This window comes from Aromatoleum diolicum (assembly GCF_012910955.1).
In the GTDB taxonomy this organism is placed as follows: domain Bacteria; phylum Pseudomonadota; class Gammaproteobacteria; order Burkholderiales; family Rhodocyclaceae; genus Aromatoleum; species Aromatoleum diolicum.
This window is the reverse complement of record NZ_WTVQ01000014.1, coordinates 52,986-79,708: the sequence shown is the minus strand read 5'-3', so window position 1 is coordinate 79,708 and position 26,723 is coordinate 52,986. Positions and strand designations below refer to the sequence as shown.

The window sequence follows — 26,723 nt, the reverse complement described above, 5'->3', positions numbered from 1 at the left end:
CCTCTTGATATTGTTGGGGTGTCTGATGTCGGGCCGATCTACGTCGGTCCGACGCTGTACGTTATGGTCCGCGAATGCTACGTTGCTTGGAATGTCGCGGACATACACCGTTCAGCGTGTATTGACTACCGGATTGCGGGTAGATCAGGGCGGCTGACGAGATCAGCCGGATATGGTGGTGAGGCCACTGCGAATGGCATATTTCGTCAGCTCCGCAACACTATGCAAATCAAGTTTTCGCATGATGTTGCGGCGATGCACCTCGACGGTCGACGCGGCCAGGTGCAGGCGCTCGGCGATGCGCCCGGACGTGTGACCTTCGGCGATCAACTGCAAAACCTGCCGTTCGCGCGCCGTAATGCGCGGGGACGAGGTGTCGCGCGGCGCATTGTCGAGCAGGGCGCTGGTAACCGTTGCGCCGACATCGGGGCACAGGTAGGTCTTGCCGACGTGCACGGTGTGAATGGCACGCAGCAACTCCTCGCCGGCTTCTGCCTTGGTGACATAGCCGCGCGCCCCGGCGTTGAGCAGATCGAGGACGAATTGCCGATCGGAAAATGCCGACAGCCCGATCACTTTGATGTTCCGTCGCAGCGCGAGCAGGCGCCGCGTCGCTTCGATACCGTTCATCGCCGGCATGCCGATGTCGATACAGACGATATCAACGGGCTGCGCGCCCACCAGCGCCAGCAGCTCCTCGCCATTGCTGGCGACACCGACCACTTCGATATCCGGTTCCTTTTCCAGCAGTGCACGCAATGCGTGCAGGAACATCTGGTGATCATCGGCAAGGACCATGCGGATGCGCGGGCTCATGATGTGCCCGTCCCCGGCGCGAAATCCTCGACAACGGCGCGCTGCCGCGACGCGACGCGCCGGATGCAACCCGCGTCGTGATCGAAAGTGACCTTGATCTCGGTGCCTGCCTGCGGGTGGGAGCGCAAGGTAAAGCGACCGCCGGCAAATTCGGCGCGTTCCTTCATCGTGATCAGGCCCAAGCCTGGTGTAGCACCGCGCTCGCCCAGCTGCAGCGGCTGGAAGCCGACGCCGTCATCGGAGATCTGCATCAGTAGTTGCGCGTCACCGTTTGCGAGACGAACCTCGATGCGCCTCGCGTTTGCGTGCTTGGCGCAGTTGGTGAGGGCTTCCTGGGCAATGCGGAACAGCAACGACTGGACGTTGGGCGACAGTTGCAGGTCGAAATCCGCGGTGTCCAGGCGTACGTCGATTCCCGTTCGCTGGCCGAATTGCTGGGCGTAATCCTGCAGCGCCGGGATCAGGCCGGCGTAATCGAGTGTCGCGGGGCGCAAATTCGTGCAGATGTCGCGGATGCCCTTGGTGGTGTCCATCAGCAGCGCCTGGGCGTCGTCGAGCAGCGGTTCAAGTTCGGCGAGCACGGATTGGGGCAAGGCCCGCGCAAGGTTGGCCAGCGTCAGCTGCAGGGCTGCCAGGTTGGGGCTGGCACGGTCGTGCAGCTCCGCTGCGAGCATGCGCCGTTCCCGCTCCTGCACATCGACCATATGGCGCGACAGTTCCGCCAGCCGCGCACTATGGGCCGCACGTTCATGTTCGAGCAGTTTGCGGTCGGAATTGTCCGATACCACGGTGCGGCTGGCGACGAAGTTGCCTTCGGGATCGAAGATCGCCGTCGAACTGAGCAATACCGGTAGTACCGTACCATCCTTGCGCAACAGTTCGATGTCCATGTTGCGCAGCACACCACTCCGCTTGAACGCGCGGAAAATCTGACCAAACAAGGGACGACTGGCGGCGCTGAACAGGTCGGTTGCGACCATGCGGCCGACGACTTCCTCGCGTGTGTAGCCTAGCCAACGCAGTTGCGTGGCGTTGATGCGGATGATGTGACCGTCGGCATCGAGCGAGTAATAACCGCAGGGAGCATTCTCGTAGAGATCCTCGACCTCGTTCCGCTTGCGCAGCAGCGCTTCTTCCGCCTCCTTGCGTTCGGTGATGTCCTGAGTGGTGCCGTAGAGCTTGAAGACGCGTCCGCCGGCGTCCCTGACGGGGACGATCGTCGTCGCATGGTAACGCCGTGCGCCCGACGGCAGCCACACCATCTGCTCCAGTTCCCTGCGGTCGCCGGTGTCGATGGCGTGCCAGAAGGCGCTGCGCGTGTGTTCCAGTGTTTCGGGCGAATAATAGGCCAGCACCTCGTTGAGGTCGGGCGTGCCGATCGCTACGGGGCGCTCGAACAGACGGAAGAGTTGCGGGGACCAGCTCATCGCGCCCGTGTCGCGGTCGAGTTCCCAGTCGCCCATCCGGCCAACCGATTGCGCCTCATGCAGACGCGCCTCGCTCGCTCGCAAGGCTTGCTCTACGTCGTGGCTTTCGGCTATATCCCGGGTCATGGTCGCTTCATCACTTGCGCACTGCTGCCGCGCGCGCAATAACGCGCCGACACACCAACTTGCCGTCGAACGCGGGGCTCAGGACGTGCGTGGCAACTGGCAGCGCAGAGATAGTGATTATCACTTTCATTGTAGTCAATCGGGGGACATATGCCTCTGTGCATCCCTCGACCCCGCGTCGTGATACCGGGGCGTTAGCTAGGGCGCGGGGATTGATTGCCTGGGGATCGCACGCAGTCCCGGGAAGACAGTCGTCATGAAGCCGGGCGATCATACCGGCGAGGATTGGGGCCACCTATACCCGGAACCATGTATGCACTGCAGGTGCCATGTTACGAAACATGACCGGGGTCTGCGGGCGCGCAGGCTGCGCGGTTCGTCGCAGAGGGAATCTCCCACAGTGTGCAAGGTGCATGGCGTCAGACATTTGCCAGAGCGAGCGCAATCCGATCAGTCGTCGGACACCGCCTTGCGGGGCGGGCGCAGCAGATAACGTGCGGGGTCGAGCGCATCGACCAGATCCCGTTCGAGTGGCAGGGGGTCGCCAGCAAGCTGGCTGGCGAGCAATTCCGCCGCAAGGCTCGCCCACACGAGCCCGCGGGCACCGAAACCCTCGACCGCATAAAGGCCGGAAAAGCGCGGGATGTCGGCCAGTGGCGTGCCGCGGTCGACGCTGCGAACGGACGGGATTGCCCCGACCATTGGCAGGCGGTCGGGGGAGGCCGGGCGGAAGCCGACACGCCCGCCGAGTTGCGCCGGGTCCAGGTCCGTGCCGAATCCCGGAAGCATAAAAGCGAGTTTGGCGAGATTCTCGCGCTGGTCCGCCTCGCGCAGCGCGATTTCGTTGTCATCGACCGCGAAAGTCGCACCTGCGCAGCGTATGCCGTCGATTTCCGGGCTGACGTAGCCCAGGCGGCAGACAACGACCTTCGGCGCACTGCCCGGTAGTGCCGGCAGATGTGTCACCTGGCCGCGCGCGCTGCGCACAGGCAGCGCTGCGCCCTGCGCGATATGCCGGATACCGACTCCATTGGCGAGGATCGCCACCGGCGCCGCGGCGATCTCCGTGCCCGACGCATCGAACGCAGTCCAACAATCGGCGCCGCGTTCGAGTCGGCTCACCGCGCGGCCGAAATGGCCGCGAATGCGCTCGGGGAATGCCTCCAGGTTGGCAGCACACAGACTCGGCGGATTCACCCAGCCGCCGCCCGGGAACCACCAGCCACCCAGAGGCAACGGCCAGCCGGCCAGCACGGAAGCTTCATCGCGTTCGACAAAGCGCAGGTACTCCGGCGGCGGACGATGCGTCTCGACCACATGACGCTGCTTGCCCTCATGTACTGGATCGCGCGCGAGATGCAGGACGCCGCAGGCATCCCAGCGCACTGGTAGCCCGAGGTCGCTCAGACGCTTGAGATGACGCAAGCCATACAGCGCGCCGGCACGGGTGATACGCGCCAGACGGTTGTCGTCCAGGTTCGGCAGCGGGCGCAGGACACCGCTCAGATTGCCGGAAGCACCCTGGCCGGGTCCTGATGCGGCATCGACCACGTCGACCGTCCAGCCGCGCTCGGCCAGCCTGTGGGCGAGGCTGCTGCCAGCCAGGCCGGCACCGATCACCAAGGCGTGCCGGGCAGGGGCGTCAGGGTGGCCGGCCCGCGGGCAGGCGGATTCGCCAAACCGTGCGCGAAGCATCGCGCGCTTGCCCGCGAAACCTGCAGTTTTCTCGCACTGGAAGCCGGCTTCGGCCAACATGCGGCGGACCGCGCCCGACACGGACCAGGTCGCTAGCGTGGCGCTCGGCGCGGCAATCCTGGAGAGTTCGCGCAACAGTGCGCCAGACCACAGTTCGGGATTGATCGTGGGAGCAAAGCCGTCAAGATAAAACGCGTCGGCACGGCATTCGAGTTGCGGGATCAGTTCGTTGGCATCGCCGAACAGCAGCGTCAGGGTCACCCGGCCCGCGTCGAGATGCAACCGATGCACGCCGGGTGTCAGCACCGGCCACTGTGCCTGCAATTCGATGGCCAGCGCGGCCAGTTCCGGCCAGCGCGCGTGCAGTTGCACCAGATCGGCACGAGTGAACGGATTGCGTTCGACGGAAACGTAATGCAGGCGCCCGCACCGCCGCGGATCGTCTCGCCACGCATCCCACGTCGCGAGAAAATTCAGGCCCAGCCCAAAGCCGGTTTCGACGATTGTGAAGGATTCATGACCCTGCCAGCGCGCCGGCAGGTGGTTGCCGCCGATGAACACGAAACGCGCCTGTTCCAGTCCGCCCTCGCGCGCGTGATAGACATCGCCGAACTCGGTGGAGCAGGGCGTGCCGTCCTCGGTGAAACTCAGGCGGGCGGGGTCAATCGGCATATGGCGAGGACTGAAGCGAGCTTCAAAAAAGACAAGGCGCCTCGCGGCGCCTGTTCGTTATGCAATGTTCCGCGTCTACTCCATCCGCATCTGCGGAAACAGGATCACGTCGCGGATACTCGGACTGTCTGTCAGCAGCATGACGAGGCGGTCGATTCCGATGCCGCAGCCGCCGGTCGGGGGCAGTCCGTATTCCAGGGCGCGAATGTAGTCGGCATCGAAGAACATGGCCTCTTCGTCGCCCGCTTCCTTCGCCTTGACCTGTTCCAGGAAGCGCGCAGCCTGGTCCTCGGGGTCATTGAGCTCCGAGAAACCGTTGGCGATCTCGCGGCCAACGATGAACAGTTCGAAACGTTCCGTGATTTCGGGGTTGGCGTCGTTGCGGCGGGCGAGCGGCGACACTTCGGCCGGGTAGTCGATGATGAAAGTCGGCTCCCACAGTTCGGCTTCGGTGGTCTCCTCGAACAGCATCAGTTGCAGCGAGCCGAGGCCGGCATCCTTGCGCGGCTTTGCCTTGAGGTCCGCAAGTTTGTTGCGTAGCCAGTCGGCGTCGTTGAGCTGTTCGACGGTAAAGCCGGGGTGGTACTTGCGGATCGCCTCGACGATGGTCAGGCGCGCAAAGGGCTTCGACAGGTCCAGTTCGCGGCCCTGATAGACGAACACTTCGGTACCCAGCGCTTCACGTGCGGCCTGACGCAGCAACCCTTCGGTGAAGTTCATCAGGCTGCGGTAGTCCGCGTACGCCTCGTAGAACTCCATCATCGTGAATTCGGGGTTGTGGCGGGGGCTGAGGCCCTCGTTACGGAAGTTGCGGTTGACCTCGAAAACCTTTTCGAAGCCGCCCACCACCAGACGCTTCAGGTACAGCTCCGGGGCAATGCGCAGGAACAGTTCCATGTCCAGCGCGTTGTGGTGCGTGGTGAAGGGCTTGGCTGCAGCCCCACCGGGGATGGGGTGCATCATCGGCGTTTCGACTTCGAGGAAGCCGTGGCTGATCATGTAGTTGCGGATCGACTGCACCATGCGGCTGCGCGCGACGAAGGTGAAGCGCGTCTGGTCGTTCATGATCAGGTCGACGTGGCGCTGGCGGTACTTCTGCTCGACATCGGTGAGGCCGTGAAACTTGTCGGGCAGCGGGCGCAGGCTCTTCGTGAGCAGCCGCACCTCGGTGACCTTGACTGACAGCTCGCCGGTGCGCGTCTTGAACACGGTGCCGACGGCACCGACGATGTCGCCGATGTCCCAGTGCTTGAAATCGGCGTACACGTCTTCGCCGACCGCGTCGCGCGTGACGTATAGCTGGATACGGCCCGAAAGGTCCTGAATGGTGACGAAACTCGCTTTGCCCATCACGCGCTTGAGCATGACCCGGCCGGCGACCTTTACCTCCACCTGGGTGGCATCGAGCGCTTCCGGCTCCTTGTCGCCATAGAGCTCATCGAGCTTGCCGGCGGTGTTTTCGCGCGAGAAATCATTCGGAAAGGCGCGTCCGGTCGCGCGCCAAGCGGCCAGCTTTTCGCGCCGCTCGGCGATGATGTGGTTCTCGTCTTGCGGGGGCACGGGGTTATTGTTCTGGTCGCTCATGAATCGTCAGGGAGGCGGCAAAGGGACAATTGTGGCATGCCATCGGAGAGCCGGCAAATTCATTGGATCCCGCGCCGCCCTGACGGCCCCGCTGCGCGGCGTCGATCCGGTGGTGTCCGGCGGGCAAGGATGCATCGGATCCTGGCTGTGGCACCCTAAAGTGTTGCGTCAGGATTGCCGATAGATAAGCAAAATACAATTCCACAGGAGAGATGATGGGTACCTTCGCACGGCTGTACGAAACAGCTGAAAAGCTGTTCTGGAACTCGTTGACGAAGAAGTTGAGCAGTTTCTTGCTGCTCTTCTTCATTGATGTGATCTATGTCGGCATCTATCTGAGCCAGGAAAGGCAGATCGCGGCATTGCTTGAGGTCGGCAAGGTGTCGTCGGAAGTGGCGCAGCAGGTTGCGTCCTCGCTCGACGGCGGTTTGTACTTGATGCTGGTGCTGACGGTGATTGCGTTGTGCATCAACGTGGGGCAGATCCTGTACATCCGTCATCTGATCGTACGACCGGTGCGCATCATTACCGGCATATTCAATGAGATTGCACGCGGCGAAGGCGATTTCTCGCGCAATTTGCCCTTGGTGACGCACGACGAACTGCGCGAACTCGCACTGAGCTACAACCATTTCGCGGAAAAGATGCGCCAGATCATCGGCGATGTACGCATGAAGAGCGTGAGTATTGCGCGCGACGCGGTAATGGTGAAGTCGCGCGTGGAAAGTTCGGCGCGCGATGCACGCACTCAGGGGCAGATGACCGAAGTGGTGTTCAGCGCGAGCACCGAGTCGACTTCCGCCATCGAAAGCGTGTCGGCGAGCACGCAACAGATTTCTGCGTCGACGACGAAGAACCTGGAAATTGCGCGCGGCTCGTTGGGCGAGATGCAGGACATTGCACAGAAGATCAACGCGGTAAGCGAGAAAGTCGTGCACTTCAATGCGACGGTCGATGACCTGTCCAAACGTTCGGAGAGCGTGAAGCGGATCGCCTCGTTGATCCGCGAGATCGCCGACCAGACCAACCTGCTGGCGCTGAATGCGGCGATCGAGGCGGCGCGTGCCGGCGAGGCCGGGCGCGGCTTTGCCGTGGTTGCAGACGAGGTGCGCAAGCTGGCCGAGCGGGTCAATACCGCGGCGGAGGAAATCACCGGCAATATCGATGGCATGATCGGCCGCGTCATGAACACGCGCGCGGAGAACGATGTCATTAACGGTGACGTGTTGCAGGCACGCGAAGTGGTAGGACGTTCGGCGAAGCAGTTCGAGTTCATGGTCGGCGAATTCGAAACCACCGGCGAACAACTGCTGCACATTGCCGCGGCGATGGAGGAGCTCTCGGCGACCAATGCGCAGGTGCATGAGAACGTCACGGCGATTCACGACCTGTCGGGTACCGTCGCGCTTCAGATGGAAGAGTCTGAAAAGTGTTCGCTGAAGCTGGCGCGGGCGACCGAATCGGTGCAGGAGCTGGTGTCGCGCTTCAAGATCGGGAAAGGTGAATTCGACCATGCGGTCGAGCGCGCGCGCGCGTTCCGCGACTCCATCCAGGCGCAACTGGAAGAGATGAAAAACGGTCGTGTCGACGTGTTCGACCGCCGCTACCAGCCGATTGCGAATACTTTTCCGCAGAAATTCAAGATTTCATGGGGTGATGAGTACACCCGCCGGTGCCAGAAATTTCTGGATGATTGCGTGGCGGCAATCCCGGGCTGCACGTTTGCAGTTGCGGTCAACACTGATGGTTACCTGTCCGCCCACAATCTCAAGTTTTCCAAACCGCTAACCGGAAACCGGGATGTCGACCTGGTAGGCAATCGCACATGTCGCAAGTTTGAAAATCCCGCCGAAATGCGCGCGGCACGGAATGTGGAGCCGATGTTGTTGCAGACCTACCAGCGTGATACGGGAGAAATCCTGTGCGACATCGCGATGCCGATCATGGTCGGCGGACGGCACTGGGGCAATGTGCGGGTCGGCGTGCCGGCTGAAGCCCTGCTGGCAGGCGCCTGACTGAAGCATGGCCCCCGCGCGGTGCCGTGCGGCACCGTGGGCGGGCTGGCGAAGTCGCTTAGCGCGTCTGCTCGGGCAGGACGATGTTGACCTCAAGGACTTCGTAGTTGTCCTGCTTGTCGAGGTGCACCTTGATGTCTTCGGCATTCACCGAGACGTATTTCGAGATGACCTCGATCAACTCGCGCTGTAGCGCCGGCAGGAAGTCCGCTTTGGCCGCTGCACCGCTGCGCTCGTGGGCAATCAGCAGCGACAGCCGGTTCTTGGCGATTTCGGCGGTCTTCTTCTTCTCGCCGAAGAGGCGGGCCAGGAAGGACATCTCACTTGCCTCCGAACAGGCGCTTGATCAGGCCCGGCTTTTCGTAGTTCACGAAGCGCAGATCGCGCGTCTCGCCGAGGAAGCGGGCGACCACGTCGGTGTAGGCTTCGGAAACGTCGGAGCCCTTCAGGTGAATCGCAGGGGTGCCCTGGTTCGACGCCTGCAGCACCGACTCGGATTCGGGAATGACCCCGATCAGCGGTACGCGCAGCAGTTCCTGCACGTCCTTGTACGAGAGCATTTCGCCATCTTCGACGCGTTTGGGCGAATAGCGGGTAACCAGCAGATGCTCCTTGATCGGATCGCTGCCGTTTGCCGCCCGGCGCGACTTCGACTGCAGGATGCCGAGAATGCGGTCCGAGTCGCGCACTGACGAGACTTCCGGGTTGGTGGTGATGATCGCCTCGTCGGCAAAGGTCAGCGCCAGCACTGCACCACGTTCGATACCGGCGGGCGAGTCGCACACCACGTAGTCGAAGCCCAGGTGCTCGAGTTCCTTGAGCACCTTTTCGACGCCTTCCTCGGTCAGTGCATCCTTGTCACGCGTCTGCGAGGCCGGCAGCACGAACAGGTTGTCGCAGTGCTTGTCCTTGATCAGCGCCTGGGTGAGCTTGGCTTCGCCATTGATGACGTTGATCAGGTCGTACACGACGCGGCGTTCGCAGCCCATGATCAGGTCGAGGTTACGCAGGCCGACGTCGAAGTCGATAACGGCGGTCTTGAAACCGCGCAGGGCCAAGCCGGAGGAGAAAGCAGCGCTGGTGGTGGTCTTGCCGACCCCACCCTTGCCCGAAGTTACGACGACGACACGAGTCACGGTATGTCCTTCCTGAAAGATTGCGCTGCGCTCAGTCGAGCTGCAGCGATTCGATGCCGAGTTTCTGTTCGGTTCCGGCGGCGCTCAGCCGCACATGGGCGGCGCGGCCGGCGACGGATTCCGGGATCCCCTGTTCGAAGGTGCGGTAGATGCCCGCAATCGAAACCAGCTCGGGACCAAAATTGGTGGTGACAATACGGGCGGCGATGTTGCCCTGCGCTCCCGCCAATGCGCGGCCGCGCAGTGGACCGTAGCAGTGGATGCTGCCATCGGCGATGACTTCGGCGCCGTTGCTCATGCCGGCAAGCAGCACCAGATCGCCGCCACGGGCATAGACCTGCTGGCCGGAGCGCAGCGGGCGGTCGACGAACAGGGTGTTCGCCTGAATGGCGGGTTGCGCCGGGACGGGCGCAGGCGCTGGCGCAGCGTGTACTGGTGGCACTGGCTCGGCTCGTGGCTGGGGCGCCGGCGCGAGCGCTGCCTGACGGTCGCGCAGCTCGGCGTCATCGAGAATTGCCAGACCGGCCTGGCGGGCCGTGGCGGCGAGTTCCGGGGGCAGGTTGCGCACACCGACTGGCTGCAGTCGATAGCGACGCAGCAGGCTGGCGAGTCCGGTCCAGTCGATGCGGGCGGGCGCCTCGGCCATCGCGGCGAAATCAAGCACCGCCGCTTCACCATTGAAAAAATCCGGCATCCCGCCAAGCATCATGTGCAAGGCGTCGGCCAGCCTGGCCGGCTCGGTTTCGCGCAACACCGCGATGGTGGCGCCTAGCGTGGCGTTGCGAAACTCGATCGAGCGGGAGGCGGGCGGAGCGGACATGTGCGAGTGGGGGGCGGAAAAACGTGAAAGTCTACTGAGCAGCAGGGATTCGGGCAAGGCTGGCAGCGCAGGCTGTGGCGAAGCGACAAGTTCCACTTGGCCCGCGCTGTGGGGTAGTGCTCAGTGCAGAGTCGGTGGCGGGGTGCCCGGCTCGGGGCAGGACGCGAACAGATCGTCGATTTCGTCCGCTTCAAAGCGATATTCGTGGTTCGAAAGGTCGTCCCGCACCACCAGTTCGCCGTGTTCCTCGTAAATGTGACGGACTTCGTCTTCGCCGAGACTGCGCAACATCGCAATGATCTTGTCGCGGTCGGGTGGAAAATCGTGGATGACCGGGCGGGCTTCGTACAGGCGCACGTTCTCTTCGGCAAACAGGCGACCAAGCAGGATTTCGGGCGGGAGTTGCAGCAGCTCCTCCGCCTTCACGGTCTGCGCCAGCTGATGCATGCGCGACCAGCCGTCCTCGTCGCGGGCGTCGGCCCCGGGAAGCTTTTGCAGGAACAGCGCTGCCGCGGCGCCTTCGTTGCATGCGAGCCAGAGGCCTGCGGGCTGTTGCTCGGATTGCATCAGGTAGTGTTCGAAGGTTGCGGCGATGTTGTCGCCTTCGAGCGGCACCATGCTCTGGTAGGGTTGGTCCAGTCCGGCGACGTCGAGGGTAAGTTGCAGGATGCCGTCGCCAACCAGCGCGGCGAGTCCGCCGTCGGCGGGAATGTCGCCGTCGAAACCGGCAAAGCCGCGCAGATTCAGAGTTTCGTTGCAGTCAACGACCAGCAGCTTGACGGCGCCATGTCCCTGGATCTGGAAGGTGAGGCGGCCGGCCTGCTTGAGATTGGCGGCGATCAGGGCCGAAACCGCGCTCATCTCGCCGAGCAGGCGGGCGACTTCGGCGGGATAGGCGCGGCCACGCTGCAGCGCCTGCCAGACATCGTCCAGGCGCACCACTGCGCCGCGAATGTCCAGGTCTTCCAGCAGGAAACCGCGGACGTAACTGGTGGGGGTGCTCATGCCTTGGCTCCGGATGTGCTGAACAATGCCCCGAGACGTTCGGGATCGAATCCGGCGACAATTTCGCCCGATGCAGTCTCGATCACCGGGCGTCGGATCAGACTTGTATGGGCGGCCATCAGGGCGATCGCATCGTCGGCGGCCGACACCGTCTGCTGCGCGGGATCGAGTTTGCGCCATGTGGTGCCGCGGGTGTTGACCAGCGTTTGCCAGCCGAGCTGCTCACACCAGCGCGCGAGTGTCTCGGGCGCGATGCCTGACTTGCGGTAATCGTGAAAAGAGTAGGCGACGCCGTGCTCGTCGAGCCACGCGAAGGCCTTCTTCATCGTGTCGCAGTTCTTGATACCGTAGATCGTCGCGCTCATCGTGGTGGTTCCGTTTGCCGGCATTCTACTTGCGCAGCGCGCGTGCCAGCGCGTCGGCCATGGTGCCGCCCGAGTTGGCCGGTTCCGCGGTGCGCGAGTTGCCGCGCGGCGTATTGCGATCACTGCGTGCGCCGTCGCCCGGACGTGCCCGCGTCGCATTATCGCGTGGGCCGGGGGCGGGTCGGGCCGTGCCCGGTTCGTCGCTCATGCGCATCGTCAGCGCGATGCGCTGGCGCGGCAGGTCGACTTCCAGCACCTTGACCTTGACGACTTGTCCGGCCTTCACGACGCTGTGCGGGTCCTTGACGAAGCGGTCGGCGAGCGCGGAGATATGTACCAGGCCGTCCTGATGTACGCCAATGTCGACGAAGGCACCAAAATTGGTGACGTTGGTGACGACGCCTTCGAGCATCATGCCGGGGGTGAGGTCCTTGAGTGTCTCGACGCCCTCGCGGAAGGTCGCGGTGCGGAATTCGGGGCGCGGGTCGCGACCGGGTTTTTCGAGTTCGGCGAGAATGTCCTGCACGGTCGGCAGGCCGAAGCGCTCGTCGGTGAATTCGAGCGGGCGCAGCGTCTTGAGGAAGCCTGCATTGCCCATCAGTTCGCGCACGTTTTTGCTTACTTTGGCAAGAATGCGCTGCACGACCGGATAGGCTTCCGGGTGCACCGAGGAGGCGTCGAGCGGATTGTCGCCGTTGGGGATGCGCAGGAAGCCGGCCGCCAGTTCGAAGGTCTTGGGGCCGAGGCGCGGTACTTTCTTCAGCGCGTCGCGGCTTGCGAACGGGCCGTTGGCGTCGCGATGTTCAACGATGTTGCCCGCGAGCGTCGCGTTGAGGCCGGAGATACGCGCAAGCAGCGCGGCGGAAGCGGTGTTCACATCGACGCCCACGGCGTTCACGCAGTCTTCTACGACCGCATCGAGGCTTTTCGCCAGACGGGACTGGTTCACGTCATGCTGGTACTGGCCGACGCCGATCGCCTTGGGGTCGATCTTGACCAGTTCGGCGAGCGGATCCTGCAGGCGGCGGGCGATCGACACCGCACCGCGCAGTGACACGTCGAGCCCCGGAAACTCGCGTGCGGCAAGTTCCGAAGCGGAATACACCGAGGCTCCGGCTTCCGACACGGTGATGCGCGTCAGGCGCAGTTGCGGCAATGCTTCCATCAGGTCGGCGACGAGCTTGTCGGTATCCCGTGAGGCGGTGCCGTTGCCAATGGCGACGAGTTCGACGGCGTGCTTCTTCGCCAGTGCGGCAAGGGTGGCGAGCGAGCCTTCGCGGTCGCGGCGCGGCTCGAAGGGATAGATCGTGGCGGTATCGACGAGCTTGCCAGTGCGGTCGATGACCGCGACCTTCACGCCGGTGCGGATGCCGGGGTCGAGGCCCATGGTGCAGCGCGCGCCGGCGGGGGCGGCAAGCAGCAGATCCTTGAGGTTGCGTGCAAAAACGCGGATCGCTTCCTCTTCGGCGCGCTCGCGCAGTTCGTTCATCAGTTCCAGTTCGAGATGCAGCGAGATTTTTACGTTCCACGCCCAGCGCACGCTTTCACGCAGCCAGCGGTCGGCCGGACGTCCTTGGTCGCGGATGCCGAATCGGCCGGCAATGCGGCTTTCGCAGGGATGCGGGGTATCAGGGTCGGGTTGCTCGACAGTCAGTGCGAGGCGCAACATGCCTTCATTGCGTCCGCGCAGTAGTGCGAGCGCGCGGTGTGACGGCAGGGCGGCGATCGGTTCGCGGAAATCGAACCAGTCGCGGAACTTCGCGCCTTCGCTCTCCTTGCCCTCGATGACGCTGGAACTGACGAAACCGTAGTCACGAAGCCAGTTGCGCAGATCACCGAGCAGTTCGGCATCTTCGGCAAAGCGTTCGATGAGGATCTGGCGTGCGCCGTCGAGTACGCTCTTGGTGTCGCCAAAGCCCGCCTCGGCATCGAAATAGCGCGCAGCCTCGGTGTCCGGGACAAGCATCGGGTCTTCGAGCAGCGCGAGCGCCAGCGGTTCGAGGCCCGCTTCGCGCGCGATCTGGGCCTTGGTGCGGCGCTTCTGCTTGTATGGCAGGTAGAGGTCTTCGAGGCGCTGCTTGGTCTCGGCCGAGGCGATTTCTGCGGCCAGCGCGTCGGTCAGCTTGCCCTGTTCGGTGATCGAGGCGAGCACCGCGCCGCGGCGGTCTTCGAGTTCGCGCAGGTAGCCGAGGCGTTCTTCCAGCGTGCGCAACTGGGTGTCGTCGAGTCCGCCGGTGACTTCCTTGCGGTAGCGGGCGATGAAGGGCACGGTGGCGCCTTCGTCGAGCAACTGGATGGCGGCGACGACCTGACGGGGGTGGGCGGCGAGTTCTGAGGCGAGGCGGTGTTCGATCGGAGGCAGCATGGGTGTCTGACGGGCGTGCGCAGGGGCCGCGGATTGCAGAAAAGATGGCGATGGTGCAACAGGCGGGCTTGCGGATGCAAGCGCCGCCGGGTTGCAGGATTTATCGCATCACAGCACGATCAGGCTTTGTCGCCCGACCCAGTTTTCGCCGGCGTCGAGCTCGATTTTGTGCCGTGCGGCGGCAGCCTCGACGCACAGCATGTGGCGGAATCCGTTGGCTGGTATGTCGGACATCTCGGCGCAGCGGTGTTCCCAGGGATTCCAGACGACGACATCCGGGAAGCCTTCAGAGTGGATGCCGAGGCTGCGTCCGCCGTCGCGCAGTAGCAGGGGACGCTGCACGCTGTGGTACACGCGATCGGTTTCGTCCTCGATCATCAGCACGTCGCCGCTGTCGCGCTTGATCCGGTCGTGATCGGCGGCATCCCGGTACTCGTATCCGTGCAGTCCTTCCAGCCGCGCATTTTCGACTTCGCGCACGCGCAGGTAGGTATGCAGCGCCGCGGTGAAGGCGAAGGGGGCGTGGCCGGTGTTTTCAAGTTCGAGCTCGATGTTGAGCCGTCCGTCCTCGATGACCACTGTCAATTCGGCCGTGAACTGCTGTGGCCACACGGCGAAGCTTTCGTCGTTTTCGGTGATTCGCAGCGTCACCAATGCATAGTCCTTGCCCGCGCGCTGCTCGGCGATGGTCCATGGTTGCGTGCGTACCAGACCATGCTTGGGCAGCTTGCCGAGCCCGGCGAACTGCGGAAAACACACCGGGACGCCCCCGCGAACGGCAACGCTCCCGTCGTACACGGCATCCGGGCTTAGATAGAGGCGCTCGTCATCGCGTGCCGGAGTCCAGGACAGCACCTGGGCGCCGGATAGTGACACGATCGCACGACTGCCGTCCGGTGTGTTGAGGGCCAGGGCGGACAAGCCGTTGAACTGCAGGGATTCGATACTGGCAGGCATGGGTCGATTGCGCCTTCAGTCCTGCAGGGCCAGCACGCCGAGCTTGACGGTACTGTCTTCGGGGTCGCTGGAAAGTACGAAGCCAAGACCCTGCACGAATTTCAGCATGCGCTCGTTGTTCGCGAGGAACACGCCGTTCATGTAAAGCAGGCCCTTGTTGCGCGCGGTTTCGATCAGCACGCCCATGAGCTTGCGGGCGAGGCCGCGATGCTGCCAGTCGTCTGCGACGACTACAGCGAATTCGCAGGATTCACCGTCCGGATTGACGGCGTAGCGGCATACCCCGACTTCCACTTCCTTGCCTTCGACATCGATCGTCGCCAGGAAGGCCATCTCGCGGTCGTAATCGATCTGCGTCAGGCGCGCGACCATTGCCGGCGGCAGTTCGCGCATGGTGTTCATGAAGCGGTAGTACTTCGTCTCGGACGACAGCTTGCGCACGAATTCGACTTCGAGTTCGGCATCTTCCGGCTTGATCGGGCGGATCGTGACGTCCACGCCGTCGGGCTGCGTCCACTTGCTGATGAGTTGCGATGGATACGGGTGGATCGCCATGTGGGCGTAGCGATCGACCGAGGGCGAGATATTTTCCGTGGTGACCCGCGCATCGACGGCGACTGCGCCGTTTTCGTCGACGATCAGGGGATTGATCTCCATCGCGGTGATCCACGGCAGTTCGCAGACCATTTCCGAGATGCGCAACAGCACGAATTCCAGCGCCTCCATGTTCACCGGCGGCATGGTGCGGAATTCGCCCAGCAGGCTGGAGACGCGCGACGAGCGGATGAGGTCGCGGACCAGATAATTGTTCAGCGGCGGCAAGGCGACGGCCAGATCCTTGTTCGCCTCGACGCGGTTGCCTCCTTCGCCGAAGGTGATGACCGGTCCGAACACCGGATCGCGCTTGACGCCGACGACCAGTTCGCGACCGTTGCGTTTGAGGATCATCGGCTCGATGGCAACGCCGTTGATGGCGGCATCGGGTTTGTTGCGCCGGACATCCTCGAGGATTTCCTGGTAGGCCGTGCGCACCGCGGCGAGGCTGCCCAGGTTGAGGCGCACGCCACCCGAATCCGCCTTGTGGATGATCGACGGCGAATCGATCTTCATCACCACCGGCAGGCCGATCTCCTCGGCCAGCACCATCGCTTCGGTGGCAGAACGGGCGACGACGGTCTGCGCGATGGGGATGCGGAAGGCCGCCAGCAGGGCCTTCGATTCCATTTCGTTGAGGACCTTGCGGCGCTCGGCGAGCGCGGTTTCGATGACCAGTCGCGCGCTTTCGATGCTGGGCGGTTTCAGATGCGACAGCGACGCCGGCGTCTGCATCAGCAGTTTCTGGTTGCGGTAGTACGCCGAGATATGGCTGAACAGTTCAACGGCCGGTTCGGGGGTGCGGAAGGTCGGGATGCCGGCGGCTTCGAACGCCTTGCGGCCACCACGCACCAGTTCTTCGCCCATCCAGCAGGTGACGACGGGCTTGTCGGCATTCTTTTCCAGTTCGACGATGGCTTCCGCGACGGCGGTAGGATCGGTAATCGCCTGCGGCGTCAACATCACGAGCACGCCATCGACGTTCGGCCCTTCGAGCACTGCCTGAACCGTCTTGCGGTAGCGTTCCACGTCGGCATCGCCGAGGATGTCGACCGGGTTGCCGCGCGACCAGCCCGGAGGCAGCGTCGTGTTGAGCTTCTCCATCGTTCCTTCGGAGAACTCGGTCAATGGAATGCCGAGGTCGGCTGCACGGTCCGCTGCCATCACGCCGGGACCGCCACCGTTGGTGACGATCGCAAGTCGGTTGCCGCGCGGGCGGAAGTGGGAGAACAACGCGTTGGCCGCCGCAAAGAGCTGACCCATGTTGTAAAGGCGGATCACCCCTGCGCGGCGAAGGGCCGCGTCGAACACGGCATCGTCGCCACTCATCGACCCCGAGTGCGAGCGGATGGCGCGCGACACGTCCGGGTGACGGCCGACCTTGATCAGCAATACGGGCTTGACACGTGCAGCACCGCGCAGCGCACTCATGAAGCGGCGTGCGTCGCGAATGCCTTCGACGTACATGATTATGCTCTCGGTACGTGGGTCCGAGATCATGTATTCGAGGACTTCGCCGAAATCGATATCGCTGGATGATCCGAGTGACACGACGGCCGAAAAGCCGATGTTGTTGGGTTTGGCCCAGTCGAGAATCGAAGTGCACAGCGCGCCGGACTGTGAAATCAGACCGATGGTGCCCTTGATCGCGCTGACGTGTGCGAAGGTGGCGTTGAGGCCCAGATCGGGGCGCATGATGCCGAGGCAGTTGGGCCCCAGCAGGCGGATGCGATAACGCCGTGCGGCTTCAACGACGTGGCGTTCGAGTGTCGCACCGCGCGGACCGGTTTCCGAGAAGCCGGACGACAGGATGATGAGCGCCTTGACGCCGGCGCGACCGCAGCTTTCGACGATCGACAGGACGCGTTCTGCGCGCACGGCAACTACGGCGAGGTCCAGCCGGTGGGGCACATCCTCGACCGATTTGTGGCAGGGAACGCCTAGCACCGCTTCGTACTTGGGATTGATCGCGAACAGGCGGCCGCGGAAGCCGGCGTCGAGCATGTTGCGCACGAGGACATGCCCAAGCGAGTTTTCCCGCTCGCTGGCGCCGATGACGCCGACCGATTTCGGTTCGAGCAGCGGGCTGAGGTAGTGCTTCTCTTTCATTTTCGTTTGCCTGAATTCAGGTTCGCAAGCCGCGGCCCGCGTGTGGCGGAGCGGTATTAGTCTTGTCTTGTGAGTCGTGTCCGACGTCTGCTGCAGTGTGGCTGAATCTGCTCCAAACTCAAGCTTACTGCAGTGCACCATGACACATTGTGACATAAGTCTGGGCTCTCGCCGATGAGGGTAAGCCACAAGGACTTGCGCAGCGGCGCCCCGCGCACGCGGTGGGATGGCGCCGCTCGGGGCCGTGCAAGCGGGTCTCCGTGGGGCTAGAATCGAGCATTCATCGCACCGTCGAGCCAACACAGGGCACGTTGTCAGGAAAACATGACCAAGTTGAACGAATCCCCTCTCTTTCGTCAGCGGGCGCACATCGATGGCGCCTGGATTGATGCCGATTCCCGCGCAACCTTTGCCGTATGCAATCCCGCGACCGGCGAAACCGTCGGCCATGTGCCGAACATGGGGGGAGCTGAAACCACCCGGGCGATTGCGGCGGCCGAGGCGGCTCTGCCAGCCTGGCGCCGCTCGCTGGCCAAGGATCGTTCCGCAATTCTGCGGCGCTGGTTCAACCTGATCGTCGACGCGGCCGATGATTTGGCTCTGTTGATGACGACCGAACAGGGTAAACCGCTGGCCGAAGCGCGTGGTGAAGTGATGTACGCGGCATCGTTCGTGGAATGGTTCGCCGAGGAAGCCAAGCGCACGAGCGGGGACGTGATTCCGACCAATGGCCAGGACCGCCGCCTGATGGTCATTCGCCAGCCGATCGGCGTTTGCGCAGCGATCACGCCGTGGAATTTCCCGGCGGCAATGATTACGCGCAAAGTCGCACCGGCTTTTGCCGCCGGATGCACGGTGGTGGTGAAGCCGGCCGAGCAGACGCCGTTTACTGCGCTGGCACTGATGGCGCTGGCGGAGAAGGCAGGGTTTCCGAAGGGCGTGTTCAACGTCGTGACCGGCGACCCGGTGGCGATCGGCGGCGTGCTGACGTCAAGTCCGGTGGTACGCAAGCTTTCGTTTACCGGTTCGACCGAGGTGGGGCGTCTGCTGATGGGACAGTGCGCACCGACGGTGAAGAAGCTGTCGCTGGAACTGGGGGGCAACGCGCCCTTCATCGTGTTCGACGACGCCGATCTCGATGCGGCGATCGAGGGTGCGATGGCTTCGAAATATCGCAATGCCGGGCAGACCTGCGTGTGCGCAAACCGCTTGCTGGTGCAGTCCGGCATCTATGATCGGTTCGCCGAGCGCTTGGCCGAGGCGGTGAAGGCGTTGAGCGTGGGGCCAGGCACCCAGGACGGCGTGAATATCGGGCCGCTGATCGACGATTCTGCTGTGGCGAAGGTTGAAAGCCACATCGCCGACGCGCTACAGAAGGGCGCACGCGTGCTGACGGGTGGGCGCCGCCACGCGCTGGGCGGGTCGTTCTTCGAGCCGACGGTGCTGGCCGACGTGACGCCGGCCATGCGTGTTGCACGCGAGGAAACTTTCGGTCCGGTGGCCCCGCTGTTCCGCTTCGACACCGAGGAGGAGGTGATCCACATGGCCAACGACACGGAGTTCGGTCTGGCTGCGTATTTCTTCTCGCGCGACGTCGGGCGCATCTTCCGTGTCGCGGAAGAACTGGAATACGGCATGGTGGGTATCAACACCGGCCTGATGTCGAACGAAGTGTCGCCGTTCGGTGGCATCAAACAGTCGGGGCTGGGGCGCGAGGGTTCGAGTTACGGTATCGACGAGTATCTCGAACTGAAGTCGATCTGCCTGGCCGGCATCGATCGCTGATCGCGATGACGATTGCCGACCACCAGTCACAGTCGCCCGCGCCGTCAGCGTGGGTGCAGCGCTTCGTGCCGCTGATCGCGCCGGCGGGGACGGTGCTCGATTACGCCTGCGGCGGTGGTCGACATGCGCGCTGGCTCGCACGGCAGGGGTTTGCGGTCGAGGCGGTGGATCGTGACACGGATGCGCTCGCTTCGCTAAATGGTGTGCCCGGCATTACGACGCGGCTGGCAGATCTCGAGGATGGTCCATGGCCGTTCGAGGGGCGCAGTTTTGACGCCATCGTTGTGACGAACTACCTCTATCGTCCGCGCTTAGATGCGATGCTGCGGTGCCTGAAGCCGGGCGGTGTACTGATCTACGAAACCTTCATGATCGGCCATGAACGCTTCGGGCGGCCGAGCAATCCCGAATTCCTGTTGCAGCCGGGCGAATTGCTGCAGCGCCTTGCCGAGGGCTTCACCGTCGTGGCTTTCGAGCAGGGTGAGGTGGAGCATCCCCGCCCATCGGTCGTGCAACGGATTTGTGCCGTACGTACGCCCGAAGCGATCGTGAGACTGCCGCAAGACGCGAGGAATTTGGGGAATCCGGCGGGGAATTGAATTGGTCATAACCCCAAAAAATGGGTGCTATACCCCACTTGCAGTATTGCCTCGCGGGCTCGCCATGACCGGAATCGGGCAAGTAGGCCGTGACTGCTTGCGGTGGGATTTTTTTCCACTTGTTGGCACGCCGCGTGCATTGGCGGGACTGAGCCCCGGATGCAGCATGCACGGGGCCGTTAGCCAATCTGCCAACGAAGCGAATGCGGCAAGTTAAACATCATGGACAGCGTGCTCGGTGTATCGTTCGAAATCTGGAGTCGGCGCCGCGGGGGGTGACATGACGGCGGATAGGGCGGCAGAGCGCGCGGGCGGTGGCGTGATTGGCACGGCGAGGCCTCAAAGGCGTGCCGGTGATTTGCTTCGTCAGCCATTCAGCCTCAGTCGCTGGTTTGCGCTGGTCGGCCTACTGTCGATCGCATCGATATCGGCTGTTGCGGGCTATCTGATTTCGGATTTCGTCACTGAGCGGATGGTGCGACAGGAGGGACAGCTGACGATGGAGCTTGTGCAGAATCTCGTCCTGACGGAAAAGTCCTTCCTCGCGTTGTTCTCGGAAGAAACCCCGGACGGCAAGCGCGAACAGGCGCCGGCATTTGCTCACATCGCAAGGATGCCCGGGGTTCTGCGCGCCAATATCTATGATCGCGAGCGCCGCATTCTGTGGTCGAGCGAGCCAGAATTGATCGGCCAGCAGTTTGGCGCCAACGCCGAACTCGACGAAGCGCTGGCAGGAACGCTGGTCGTGCACGGCAAGCGTTCCGATGCGAAGGGCGCAGGCAAGGCGGAACACACACACCTGACAAGCAATGCGAATTTTTTTGTCGAAATCTATTTGCCGGTTCGGGATGCCGACGGCGAGCAGATGCTGGGCGCGATGGAGTTCTACAAGAACCCGGTGGCGCTGTTCAACGCCCTGCAACAGCTGAACCGCTACATTGCGCTGGGTGCAGCGGTGGCGGGTCTGTTTCTTTACCTAGCACTGTTCGGTTTGGTGCGGCGGGCGGATCTGCTGATCAGCGAACAGCAGCGCCGCCTGGTCGATACGGAAACGCTGGCCGTCGTCGGCGAGATGAGCTCGGCCGTCGCGCACGGCATCCGCAATCCGCTCGCATCCATTCGCAGTTCAGCCGAACTGATCTTGGTCACCGATGAGCAGACAGGACACGAATCCGCGGCGGATATCATCGCCGAGTCCGACCGCCTTGAAGCCTGGGTGCGCGAATTACTGTCGTATTCGCGTCCGCTCAATGAAAAGCCCGATGCCGTGACGCTCGCACCCTTGCTCGGCCGCTGCATCGACGAATTCAGCCGCGAATTGCAGCGGCGCGGAATACACGCCTCCCTGCACCTGTCCGGCGATGTCCCTGCCGTACGTGGTGACGCGCTATTGCTGGCGCAGGTCGTGCATAGCCTGATGGCCAATGCCATCGAGGCGATGGAACGCAACGGACGTATCGATATCGCCTGCGAAAGCGCCCGTGGCGGGCGTCAGGTGGCATTGTCGGTGCGAGATACCGGGCCCGGCATGACAACCGAGCAACTGCAGCGCGTGGGCAAACCGTTTTACACCACCAAGACGCAAGGGTTGGGCGTCGGCCTGGCGCTGGCGCGCAGGATTGTCGAACGCTTCGGCGGGACGCTCGAAATCGACAGCACACCGGGAAGCGGCACGGTCGTGCGACTGACGATGACGGCGGCCTGACGGGCAAAGGAGGCCGGATGGGAGGCGCGATTCTGGTTATCGAGGACGAAGCCGTCCTTGGCAAGAACATCCGCATTTATCTCGAACGCAGCGGCTACGATGTCCGTGTCGCGGCGAGTGCGGAGGAGGGCTTGGCACTGCTGGACGTGTTCAAGCCGGATGCGGTGGTGCTGGATTTCAACCTGCCGGGCATCAATGGCCTGGAGGCATTGGCGCGAGTGCGTACTTTCGACGGTAGCCTGCCGGTCATCATGATTACCGGTCACGGTAGCGTCGAACTCGCGGTCGACGCGATGAAGGCTGGCGCCCGTGACTTCCTGACCAAACCGGTGGCGTTAGGCAAGCTCAAACTGCTGATCGACAAGGCGTTTGATGAAAAACAGCGTGATAGTGCGCTCGATTACTACCAGCGCCGCGAAGCTGACGCGAGCGATCTGACCAGCCTGTTTGGCGAATCCCCGCCGATGCTGACACTGAAGCAGACCCTGCGTCAGCTGCTCGACGCGGAGACGCAACTCCAGGATAGCGCTGCGCCCGCCGTACTGGTGCTCGGGGAGACGGGAACCGGCAAGGAGCTTGTCGCCCGTGCGCTGCACTTCAACGGGCCGCGCCGCGACAAACCCTTCGTCGAACTGAACTGCGCATCGATTCCGGCACAGCTGCTCGAATCGGAGCTCTTCGGGTACGAGCGTGGCGCCTTCACCGATGCGCGCGAACGCAAGCTGGGTTTGGTGGAAACGGCCGAGGGCGGCACGCTGTTCCTCGACGAGATCGGTGACATGGACCTGTCGCTGCAGGCGAAGCTCTTGAAACTACTGGAAGAAAAAACCGTGCGGCGCATCGGTAGCCTGCGCGACCAGCGTGTCGATGTGCGCATCGTTGCCGCCACCCACCGGCCAATGGAGACACTCGTGCGCGAGGGCAACTTCCGCGCCGACCTGTATTTCCGGTTGTGCGTCTTTCAGCTGACACTGCCGCCGCTGCGCGAACGGGGGGGCGACATTCTCACCCTGGCGCGACACTTCGTTGCCCTGCATGCCGCCCGCTATGGCAAGCGCCCGCCGGTTCTCGCGCCGGCAGCCGAAGCACGATTGCTGGCACATAGCTGGCCGGGCAACGTGAGGGAGCTGCGCAATGCCCTGGAACAGGCCGTTTTGCTCGCCGCAGGGCCGGTCATCGACGCTTCCGAGTTGTCGCTGGCCACCGGCGTCGTCGCCGCGGCGACGCCCGGACCGACGGCAGCAACTGAGCCTCCCGCTGTGCCGACGGCGGCCGCCCAGCCTGGCGCGCAGACGCTCGAAGACCTCGAGCGTCGCGCGCTGCTCGATGCGTTGCGGCAGACGGGCTGGAACGTCTCGCGTGCGGCGCGCCTGCTTGGTGTCAGCCGCGACACACTGCGCTACCGCATCGACAAGTTCGGACTGTCGATGACGAATTGAGTCAGCGGTGCGTCGTCAGTATCCGTTCGGCCAGATCGCGAATTCCCGCTGGCGAAAGATCGTCGGACGGCAAAGTCGGAGCGTCCGAAAAGCCGGCGAAGTTCCGATTCTGTGAACGGTGGTACAACGGGTCGTAATGCAGGTCGATGAACTCGGCAAACAGCGTGTAAAGCTCGCGCCGTGCCGCGAGATCCTTCCAGCGTTCCAGCGTCTCGTTGCTTTGCAGACCCTTCAGAAAGCCGATTTTCTGCTGCAGCTCATCCACATCCGCCCCCAGGTAGGCATAGTCGCGCACCAGAAACTCCAGACGGGCCCCGCGCGTCGCGTCGATCGCCACACAGGGACTGGCGCGCATGTGCTCGACCATTGCATCGGGAAGCTGGATGCGCCCGATCTTGCGGCTTTCGGCTTCGACGTAAACCGGCCGTGCCGGATCGAAACCATGCAGCGTCCGGAACAACTCCGTTTCGAAGGACTTCTGCGTGGGTTGCGGCCGGTCCGGCAGGGCACCCAGCACCGATCCCTTGTGTGCCGCGAGATCCTCGAGGTCCAGCACCTGTGCGCCGAGCGCGTTGAGTGCTTCGAGTATGCGCGTCTTGCCGCTTCCGGTAGCACCGCAGATCACGCGCAGGTCGAAGCGCTTGGGCAGTGTTTCGAGTTCGGTGACGACCATCCGGCGCCAGTTCTTGTAGCCGCCTTCCAGCTGGCAAGCGTCCCAGCCGATCAGCCGCAGCCAGGTTACGAACGAGCCGCTGCGTTGGCCGCCGCGCCAGCAATAGACGAGCGGGCGCCAGCTTTTCGGCTTGTCCTGGAAACGGGTCTTCAGATGATGCGCGATATTTTCGGCAACCATCGCGGCACCGATGCGGCGCGCCTCGAAGGCCGATTGCTGCTTGTAGATCGTGCCGACGATGGCGCGTTGCTCGTTGTCGAGCACCGGGCAGCTGATCGCGCCGGGAATGCGATCCTCGGCAAATTCGGCGGGGCTGCGGGCGTCGATGATCTCGTCAAAGGCGTTGAGCTGTGCTACGGTCGCGAAGCCTTTTTTCATGCGTCATTGCGGCGCTCCGGCGCTGGCCGGGCAACCGACTTTCCCCCTGGAATTCATGGAACAGATCAAACTTACGCAATTCTCCCACGGCGGCGGATGCGGCTGCAAAATCGCCCCGGCGGTTCTGTCGAAACTCCTCGCGCATGCGCCGGTCGGCATCGTCCCGGCCGACCTGCTGGTGGGCACCGAAACCGCGGACGATGCCGCGGTGTATCGGCTCAACGACCACCAGGCGATCGTCGCGACGACCGACTTCTTCACGCCGATCGTCGACGACCCCTTCGATTTCGGCCGCATCGCCGCGACCAATGCACTGTCCGACGTGTATGCGATGGGGGGGCGCCCGATCATGGCGCTGGCGCTGGTCGGCATGCCGCTCGACAAGCTGCCGCCCGAAGTGATCGGCCGCATCCTTGAAGGCGGCGCGTCGGTTTGCCGCGACGCCGGGATCCCGATTGCTGGCGGACATTCGATCGATGTGCTGGAACCGATCTACGGTCTCGTCGGCCTGGGCATCGTCGATCCCGCCGAGGTCAAGACCAATGCCGGTGCACAGGACGGCGACGTGCTGATCCTGACCAAGCCGCTGGGTGTCGGGATCCTGTCGGCGGGGCTCAAGAAAGGTCTGCTGTCCGAAGCCGATTATGCCGAAATGCTGCGCTGGACAACGCTGCTCAACCGTGTTGGTACACGTTTCGCGGGCATGACCGGGGTACACGCGGTGACCGATGTCACCGGCTTCGGGCTCGCCGGCCATTTGCTGGAAATTTGCCGTGGATCGAAGCTCGGCGCTCGCGTGGCCTTTGACGATCTGCCGATGATCGACGCGGCGGTGAAACTGGTGCGCGACGGCGTCGCGACGGGGGCGTCGACGCGCAATTGGGCAAGCTATGGCGATGCGATCGAGATGATACCGGGCGCGCCGGAATGGCAGCGCAAACTGATTACCGATCCTCAGACCAGCGGTGGACTGCTGGTCGCCTGCGCTGCCGATACCGTGGATACCGTGCTCGCGGCAGTGCGCGAGGACCAAGGGAGCGAAGGGCGCGTCATCGGCCGGATGGTGGCTGGTGACGCCGTACTGCGGGTTGAATGACGCTCGGCGGGCGCACCGGTGTGCGTCGGGCTGTGCGGTCTTCAGCTCTTGAGCAAGGTGCGGAGCGTCTTCCAGACCGTTTCGACGATCAGCGCCTGCGCATCGGAGGTCGGATGGATGCCGTCGGGCTGGAACAGCTCGCGCTTGTCCGAAAAACCGTCGAGCAGAAAAGGCACCAGCGGCACCTTGTGTTCCTTCGCAACGTCGATGAAGGTCTGATGAAATCGCCGTGTGTACGCCGGCCCGTAGTTGGGCGGCATCTGCATGCCGACGAGCAGCACTTTAGCACCCCTGCTGCGCGCGACCTGGATCATCGCCGCGAGGTTTTCCGCCATCACGCCGGGCGGCAGGCCGCGTAAGCCGTCGTTGGCGCCGAGCTCGAGGATCAACAGGTCAGGCTTGTGGCGTTCCAGCGCAGCGGGCAGTCGCGAGCGTCCGCCCGCAGAAGTTTCACCGCTGACGGATGCATTAATGACCGTGTGACGGAACCCTTCATGCGCAAGTCGCGTCTGCAACAGGGTGGGCCAGTCTTCTTTCGGCCGCAGACCATAGCCTGCCGAGAGACTGTCCCCCCACACGAGTATCGTCGCCGCCTGTGCGGCGCCCGACAACACTATTGCGAAGAAGAAAATCACGATGGATCGCAGCGGCATTGAGTTCTCCGTTCCGGTGATGGAAGTCACCGGCTTGTCGAAAAGCGTCCCTCTGACCGACGGTCCGGGAACACTGAAGATTTTGCAGGATGTTTCGTTCAGTGTAAGCGCCGGGGAGTCGGTCGCAATTGTCGGCGCATCGGGATCGGGCAAATCCACCTTGCTCGGATTACTCGCCGGGCTGGATGTTCCCAGTTCCGGCAGCGTCCGCATCCAGGGTACGGAACTGTTCGCCCTCGACGAGGATTCCCGTGCGGCGTTGCGCGGCGAATCGGTGGGTTTCGTGTTCCAGTCCTTCCAGTTGCTGCCGGCGCTGACCGCGCTCGAAAACGTCATGCTGCCGCTGGAGCTTGCCGGCGTAGACAAGGCCGCAGGCATCGCCCGCCAGTGGCTGGAGCGGGTCGGCCTCGGTGACCGCCTGCGCCATTACCCCAAGCACCTGTCGGGCGGCGAGCAGCAGCGCGTGGCGCTGGCTCGTGCCTTCGCGCCCAGTCCGCGACTGCTGTTGGCCGACGAGCCGACCGGCAACCTGGATGCGGCGACCGGCGAAGCGATCATCGAGCTCATTTTCGTGCTCAACCGCGAATCGGGTACGACGTTGATCCTCGTCACGCACGACGAGTCGCTCGCGGCGCGCTGCGACCGCGTCCTGCACATGCAGGCAGGTCGGCTCGATGAGCAGCGCGTGCGCGTCAGCTGAGCGCAGCCT

The 26,723-nt window shown here is 63.4% G+C and carries 21 protein-coding genes; 7 read left to right on the top strand and 14 right to left on the bottom strand.

The genetic code is table 11. From position 1 onward, the window contains the following. Positions 1-162: 162 nt before the first annotated feature. The 4 genes from GPA25_RS10305 to lysS form a co-directional block, all read right to left on the bottom strand. Complete coding sequence (locus GPA25_RS10305; protein ID WP_169260291.1) at positions 163-816, bottom strand: response regulator; 654 nt, start codon at positions 814-816, stop codon at positions 163-165. Next, positions 813-2,369, bottom strand: a complete 1,557-nt coding sequence (locus tag GPA25_RS10300; protein WP_169260290.1) for a PAS domain-containing sensor histidine kinase — start codon at positions 2,367-2,369, stop codon at positions 813-815. The genes GPA25_RS10305 and GPA25_RS10300 overlap by 4 nt, the downstream gene beginning before the upstream one ends. Positions 2,370-2,819: 450 nt before the next feature. Further along, positions 2,820-4,736 carry a bifunctional tRNA (5-methylaminomethyl-2-thiouridine)(34)-methyltransferase MnmC2/FAD-dependent 5-carboxymethylaminomethyl-2-thiouridine(34) oxidoreductase MnmC1 gene (gene mnmC, locus GPA25_RS10295; RefSeq protein ID WP_169260289.1) on the bottom strand — a complete coding sequence of 639 codons (1,917 nt, stop codon included), beginning with the start codon at positions 4,734-4,736 and terminating at the stop codon, positions 2,820-2,822. A 75-nt stretch (positions 4,737-4,811) separates the two neighbouring features. Then, complete coding sequence (lysS, locus tag GPA25_RS10290; protein WP_169260288.1) at positions 4,812-6,320, bottom strand: lysine--tRNA ligase; 1,509 nt, start codon at positions 6,318-6,320, stop codon at positions 4,812-4,814. Between the two features lie 215 nt (positions 6,321-6,535). Between lysS and GPA25_RS10285 the strand changes: the two genes are divergently transcribed. Beyond that, a complete protein-coding gene (locus GPA25_RS10285) occupies positions 6,536-8,335 on the top strand; it encodes a methyl-accepting chemotaxis protein (protein WP_169260287.1) in 1,800 nt (599 codons plus the stop codon). Positions 8,336-8,393: 58 nt separating this feature from the next. Here the strand turns inward: GPA25_RS10285 and minE are convergent, their stop codons facing one another. The 8 genes from minE to GPA25_RS10245 form a co-directional block, all read right to left on the bottom strand. Continuing rightward, on the bottom strand, positions 8,394-8,654 hold the full coding sequence (minE, locus tag GPA25_RS10280) for a cell division topological specificity factor MinE (protein WP_169260286.1): 261 nt from the start codon (positions 8,652-8,654) through the stop codon (positions 8,394-8,396). A gap of 1 nt (position 8,655) precedes the next feature. Then, the gene (gene minD / locus GPA25_RS10275) at positions 8,656-9,471 is read right to left on the bottom strand and encodes a septum site-determining protein MinD (RefSeq protein WP_169260285.1); all 816 of its coding nucleotides are present in this window, start codon (positions 9,469-9,471) and stop codon (positions 8,656-8,658) included. A gap of 31 nt (positions 9,472-9,502) precedes the next feature. Then, a complete protein-coding gene (gene minC, locus GPA25_RS10270; protein WP_169260284.1) occupies positions 9,503-10,291 on the bottom strand; it encodes a septum site-determining protein MinC in 789 nt (262 codons plus the stop codon). A 120-nt stretch (positions 10,292-10,411) separates the two neighbouring features. Next, positions 10,412-11,296 carry an Hsp33 family molecular chaperone HslO gene (hslO, locus tag GPA25_RS10265; RefSeq protein ID WP_169260283.1) on the bottom strand — a complete coding sequence of 295 codons (885 nt, stop codon included), beginning with the start codon at positions 11,294-11,296 and terminating at the stop codon, positions 10,412-10,414. Further along, a complete protein-coding gene (locus tag GPA25_RS10260; RefSeq protein ID WP_169260282.1) occupies positions 11,293-11,661 on the bottom strand; it encodes an ArsC family reductase in 369 nt (122 codons plus the stop codon). Before GPA25_RS10260 ends, hslO begins: the two co-directional genes overlap by 4 nt. Positions 11,662-11,686: 25 nt before the next feature. After that, entirely contained in the window at positions 11,687-14,026 is a 2,340-nt protein-coding gene (locus GPA25_RS10255; protein WP_169260281.1) for a Tex family protein, read from the bottom strand. A 108-nt stretch (positions 14,027-14,134) separates the two neighbouring features. Then, positions 14,135-14,983: a D-hexose-6-phosphate mutarotase gene (locus tag GPA25_RS10250; RefSeq protein ID WP_169260280.1), complete on the bottom strand. Its 849-nt coding sequence runs from the start codon at positions 14,981-14,983 to the stop codon at positions 14,135-14,137. Positions 14,984-14,998: 15 nt separating this feature from the next. After that, positions 14,999-17,686: a bifunctional acetate--CoA ligase family protein/GNAT family N-acetyltransferase gene (locus GPA25_RS10245; protein WP_169260279.1), complete on the bottom strand. Its 2,688-nt coding sequence runs from the start codon at positions 17,684-17,686 to the stop codon at positions 14,999-15,001. A gap of 324 nt (positions 17,687-18,010) precedes the next feature. Here GPA25_RS10245 and GPA25_RS10240 point away from each other — a divergent pair, with 324 nt between their 5' ends. The 4 genes from GPA25_RS10240 to GPA25_RS10225 all read left to right on the top strand — a co-directional run bounded on the left by GPA25_RS10240 (position 18,011) and on the right by GPA25_RS10225 (position 23,214). Then, positions 18,011-19,471: an NAD-dependent succinate-semialdehyde dehydrogenase gene (locus GPA25_RS10240; RefSeq protein ID WP_169260278.1), complete on the top strand. Its 1,461-nt coding sequence runs from the start codon at positions 18,011-18,013 to the stop codon at positions 19,469-19,471. 5 nt (positions 19,472-19,476) lie between these two features. Continuing rightward, on the top strand, positions 19,477-20,070 hold the full coding sequence (locus GPA25_RS10235) for a methyltransferase domain-containing protein (protein WP_169260277.1): 594 nt from the start codon (positions 19,477-19,479) through the stop codon (positions 20,068-20,070). Positions 20,071-20,428: 358 nt separating this feature from the next. Beyond that, positions 20,429-21,775: a sensor histidine kinase gene (locus GPA25_RS10230; protein WP_246265571.1), complete on the top strand. Its 1,347-nt coding sequence runs from the start codon at positions 20,429-20,431 to the stop codon at positions 21,773-21,775. 17 nt (positions 21,776-21,792) lie between these two features. Continuing rightward, on the top strand, positions 21,793-23,214 hold the full coding sequence (locus GPA25_RS10225; protein ID WP_169260275.1) for a sigma-54-dependent transcriptional regulator: 1,422 nt from the start codon (positions 21,793-21,795) through the stop codon (positions 23,212-23,214). Between the two features lies 1 nt (position 23,215). Here GPA25_RS10225 and mnmH read toward each other — a convergent pair whose 3' ends face one another. Then, positions 23,216-24,265: a tRNA 2-selenouridine(34) synthase MnmH gene (gene mnmH, locus GPA25_RS10220; RefSeq protein WP_169260274.1), complete on the bottom strand. Its 1,050-nt coding sequence runs from the start codon at positions 24,263-24,265 to the stop codon at positions 23,216-23,218. A gap of 55 nt (positions 24,266-24,320) precedes the next feature. Here mnmH and selD point away from each other — a divergent pair, with 55 nt between their 5' ends. Then, the gene (gene selD, locus GPA25_RS10215; RefSeq protein WP_169260273.1) at positions 24,321-25,361 is read left to right on the top strand and encodes a selenide, water dikinase SelD; all 1,041 of its coding nucleotides are present in this window, start codon (positions 24,321-24,323) and stop codon (positions 25,359-25,361) included. A gap of 41 nt (positions 25,362-25,402) precedes the next feature. On the opposite strand, the gene GPA25_RS10210 is transcribed toward selD, so the two are convergent. Continuing rightward, positions 25,403-26,014 carry an arylesterase gene (locus tag GPA25_RS10210; RefSeq protein WP_169260272.1) on the bottom strand — a complete coding sequence of 204 codons (612 nt, stop codon included), beginning with the start codon at positions 26,012-26,014 and terminating at the stop codon, positions 25,403-25,405. Here GPA25_RS10210 and GPA25_RS10205 point away from each other — a divergent pair. Further along, positions 25,998-26,714 (top strand): ABC transporter ATP-binding protein, encoded by a 717-nt coding sequence (locus GPA25_RS10205; RefSeq protein ID WP_169260271.1) that lies wholly within the window; start codon positions 25,998-26,000, stop codon positions 26,712-26,714. The two genes, GPA25_RS10210 and GPA25_RS10205, sit on opposite strands and share 17 nt — an antisense overlap. Positions 26,715-26,723 lie beyond the last annotated feature (9 nt).

Bases quoted from the DNA above. Each gene is read 5' to 3' on its own strand.
- mnmH (WP_169260274.1), bottom strand. From the start codon at position 24,265: ATGAAAAAAGGCTTCGCGACCGTAGCACAGCTCAACGCCTTTGACGAG.
- GPA25_RS10305 (WP_169260291.1), bottom strand. From the start codon at position 816: ATGAGCCCGCGCATCCGCATGGTCCTTGCCGATGATCACCAGATGTTC.
- GPA25_RS10225 (WP_169260275.1), top strand. From the start codon at position 21,793: ATGGGAGGCGCGATTCTGGTTATCGAGGACGAAGCCGTCCTTGGCAAG.
- GPA25_RS10210 (WP_169260272.1), bottom strand. From the start codon at position 26,014: ATGCCGCTGCGATCCATCGTGATTTTCTTCTTCGCAATAGTGTTGTCG.
- hslO (WP_169260283.1), bottom strand. From the start codon at position 11,296: ATGAGCACCCCCACCAGTTACGTCCGCGGTTTCCTGCTGGAAGACCTG.
- GPA25_RS10205 (WP_169260271.1), top strand. From the start codon at position 25,998: ATGGATCGCAGCGGCATTGAGTTCTCCGTTCCGGTGATGGAAGTCACC.
- mnmC (WP_169260289.1), bottom strand. From the start codon at position 4,736: ATGCCGATTGACCCCGCCCGCCTGAGTTTCACCGAGGACGGCACGCCC.
- minE (WP_169260286.1), bottom strand. From the start codon at position 8,654: ATGTCCTTCCTGGCCCGCCTCTTCGGCGAGAAGAAGAAGACCGCCGAA.
- lysS (WP_169260288.1), bottom strand. From the start codon at position 6,320: ATGAGCGACCAGAACAATAACCCCGTGCCCCCGCAAGACGAGAACCAC.
- GPA25_RS10285 (WP_169260287.1), top strand. From the start codon at position 6,536: ATGGGTACCTTCGCACGGCTGTACGAAACAGCTGAAAAGCTGTTCTGG.
- minC (WP_169260284.1), bottom strand. From the start codon at position 10,291: ATGTCCGCTCCGCCCGCCTCCCGCTCGATCGAGTTTCGCAACGCCACG.
- GPA25_RS10300 (WP_169260290.1), bottom strand. From the start codon at position 2,369: ATGACCCGGGATATAGCCGAAAGCCACGACGTAGAGCAAGCCTTGCGA.
- GPA25_RS10250 (WP_169260280.1), bottom strand. From the start codon at position 14,983: ATGCCTGCCAGTATCGAATCCCTGCAGTTCAACGGCTTGTCCGCCCTG.
- GPA25_RS10245 (WP_169260279.1), bottom strand. From the start codon at position 17,686: ATGAAAGAGAAGCACTACCTCAGCCCGCTGCTCGAACCGAAATCGGTC.
- GPA25_RS10235 (WP_169260277.1), top strand. From the start codon at position 19,477: ATGACGATTGCCGACCACCAGTCACAGTCGCCCGCGCCGTCAGCGTGG.
- GPA25_RS10240 (WP_169260278.1), top strand. From the start codon at position 18,011: ATGACCAAGTTGAACGAATCCCCTCTCTTTCGTCAGCGGGCGCACATC.
- GPA25_RS10260 (WP_169260282.1), bottom strand. From the start codon at position 11,661: ATGAGCGCGACGATCTACGGTATCAAGAACTGCGACACGATGAAGAAG.
- selD (WP_169260273.1), top strand. From the start codon at position 24,321: ATGGAACAGATCAAACTTACGCAATTCTCCCACGGCGGCGGATGCGGC.
- GPA25_RS10255 (WP_169260281.1), bottom strand. From the start codon at position 14,026: ATGCTGCCTCCGATCGAACACCGCCTCGCCTCAGAACTCGCCGCCCAC.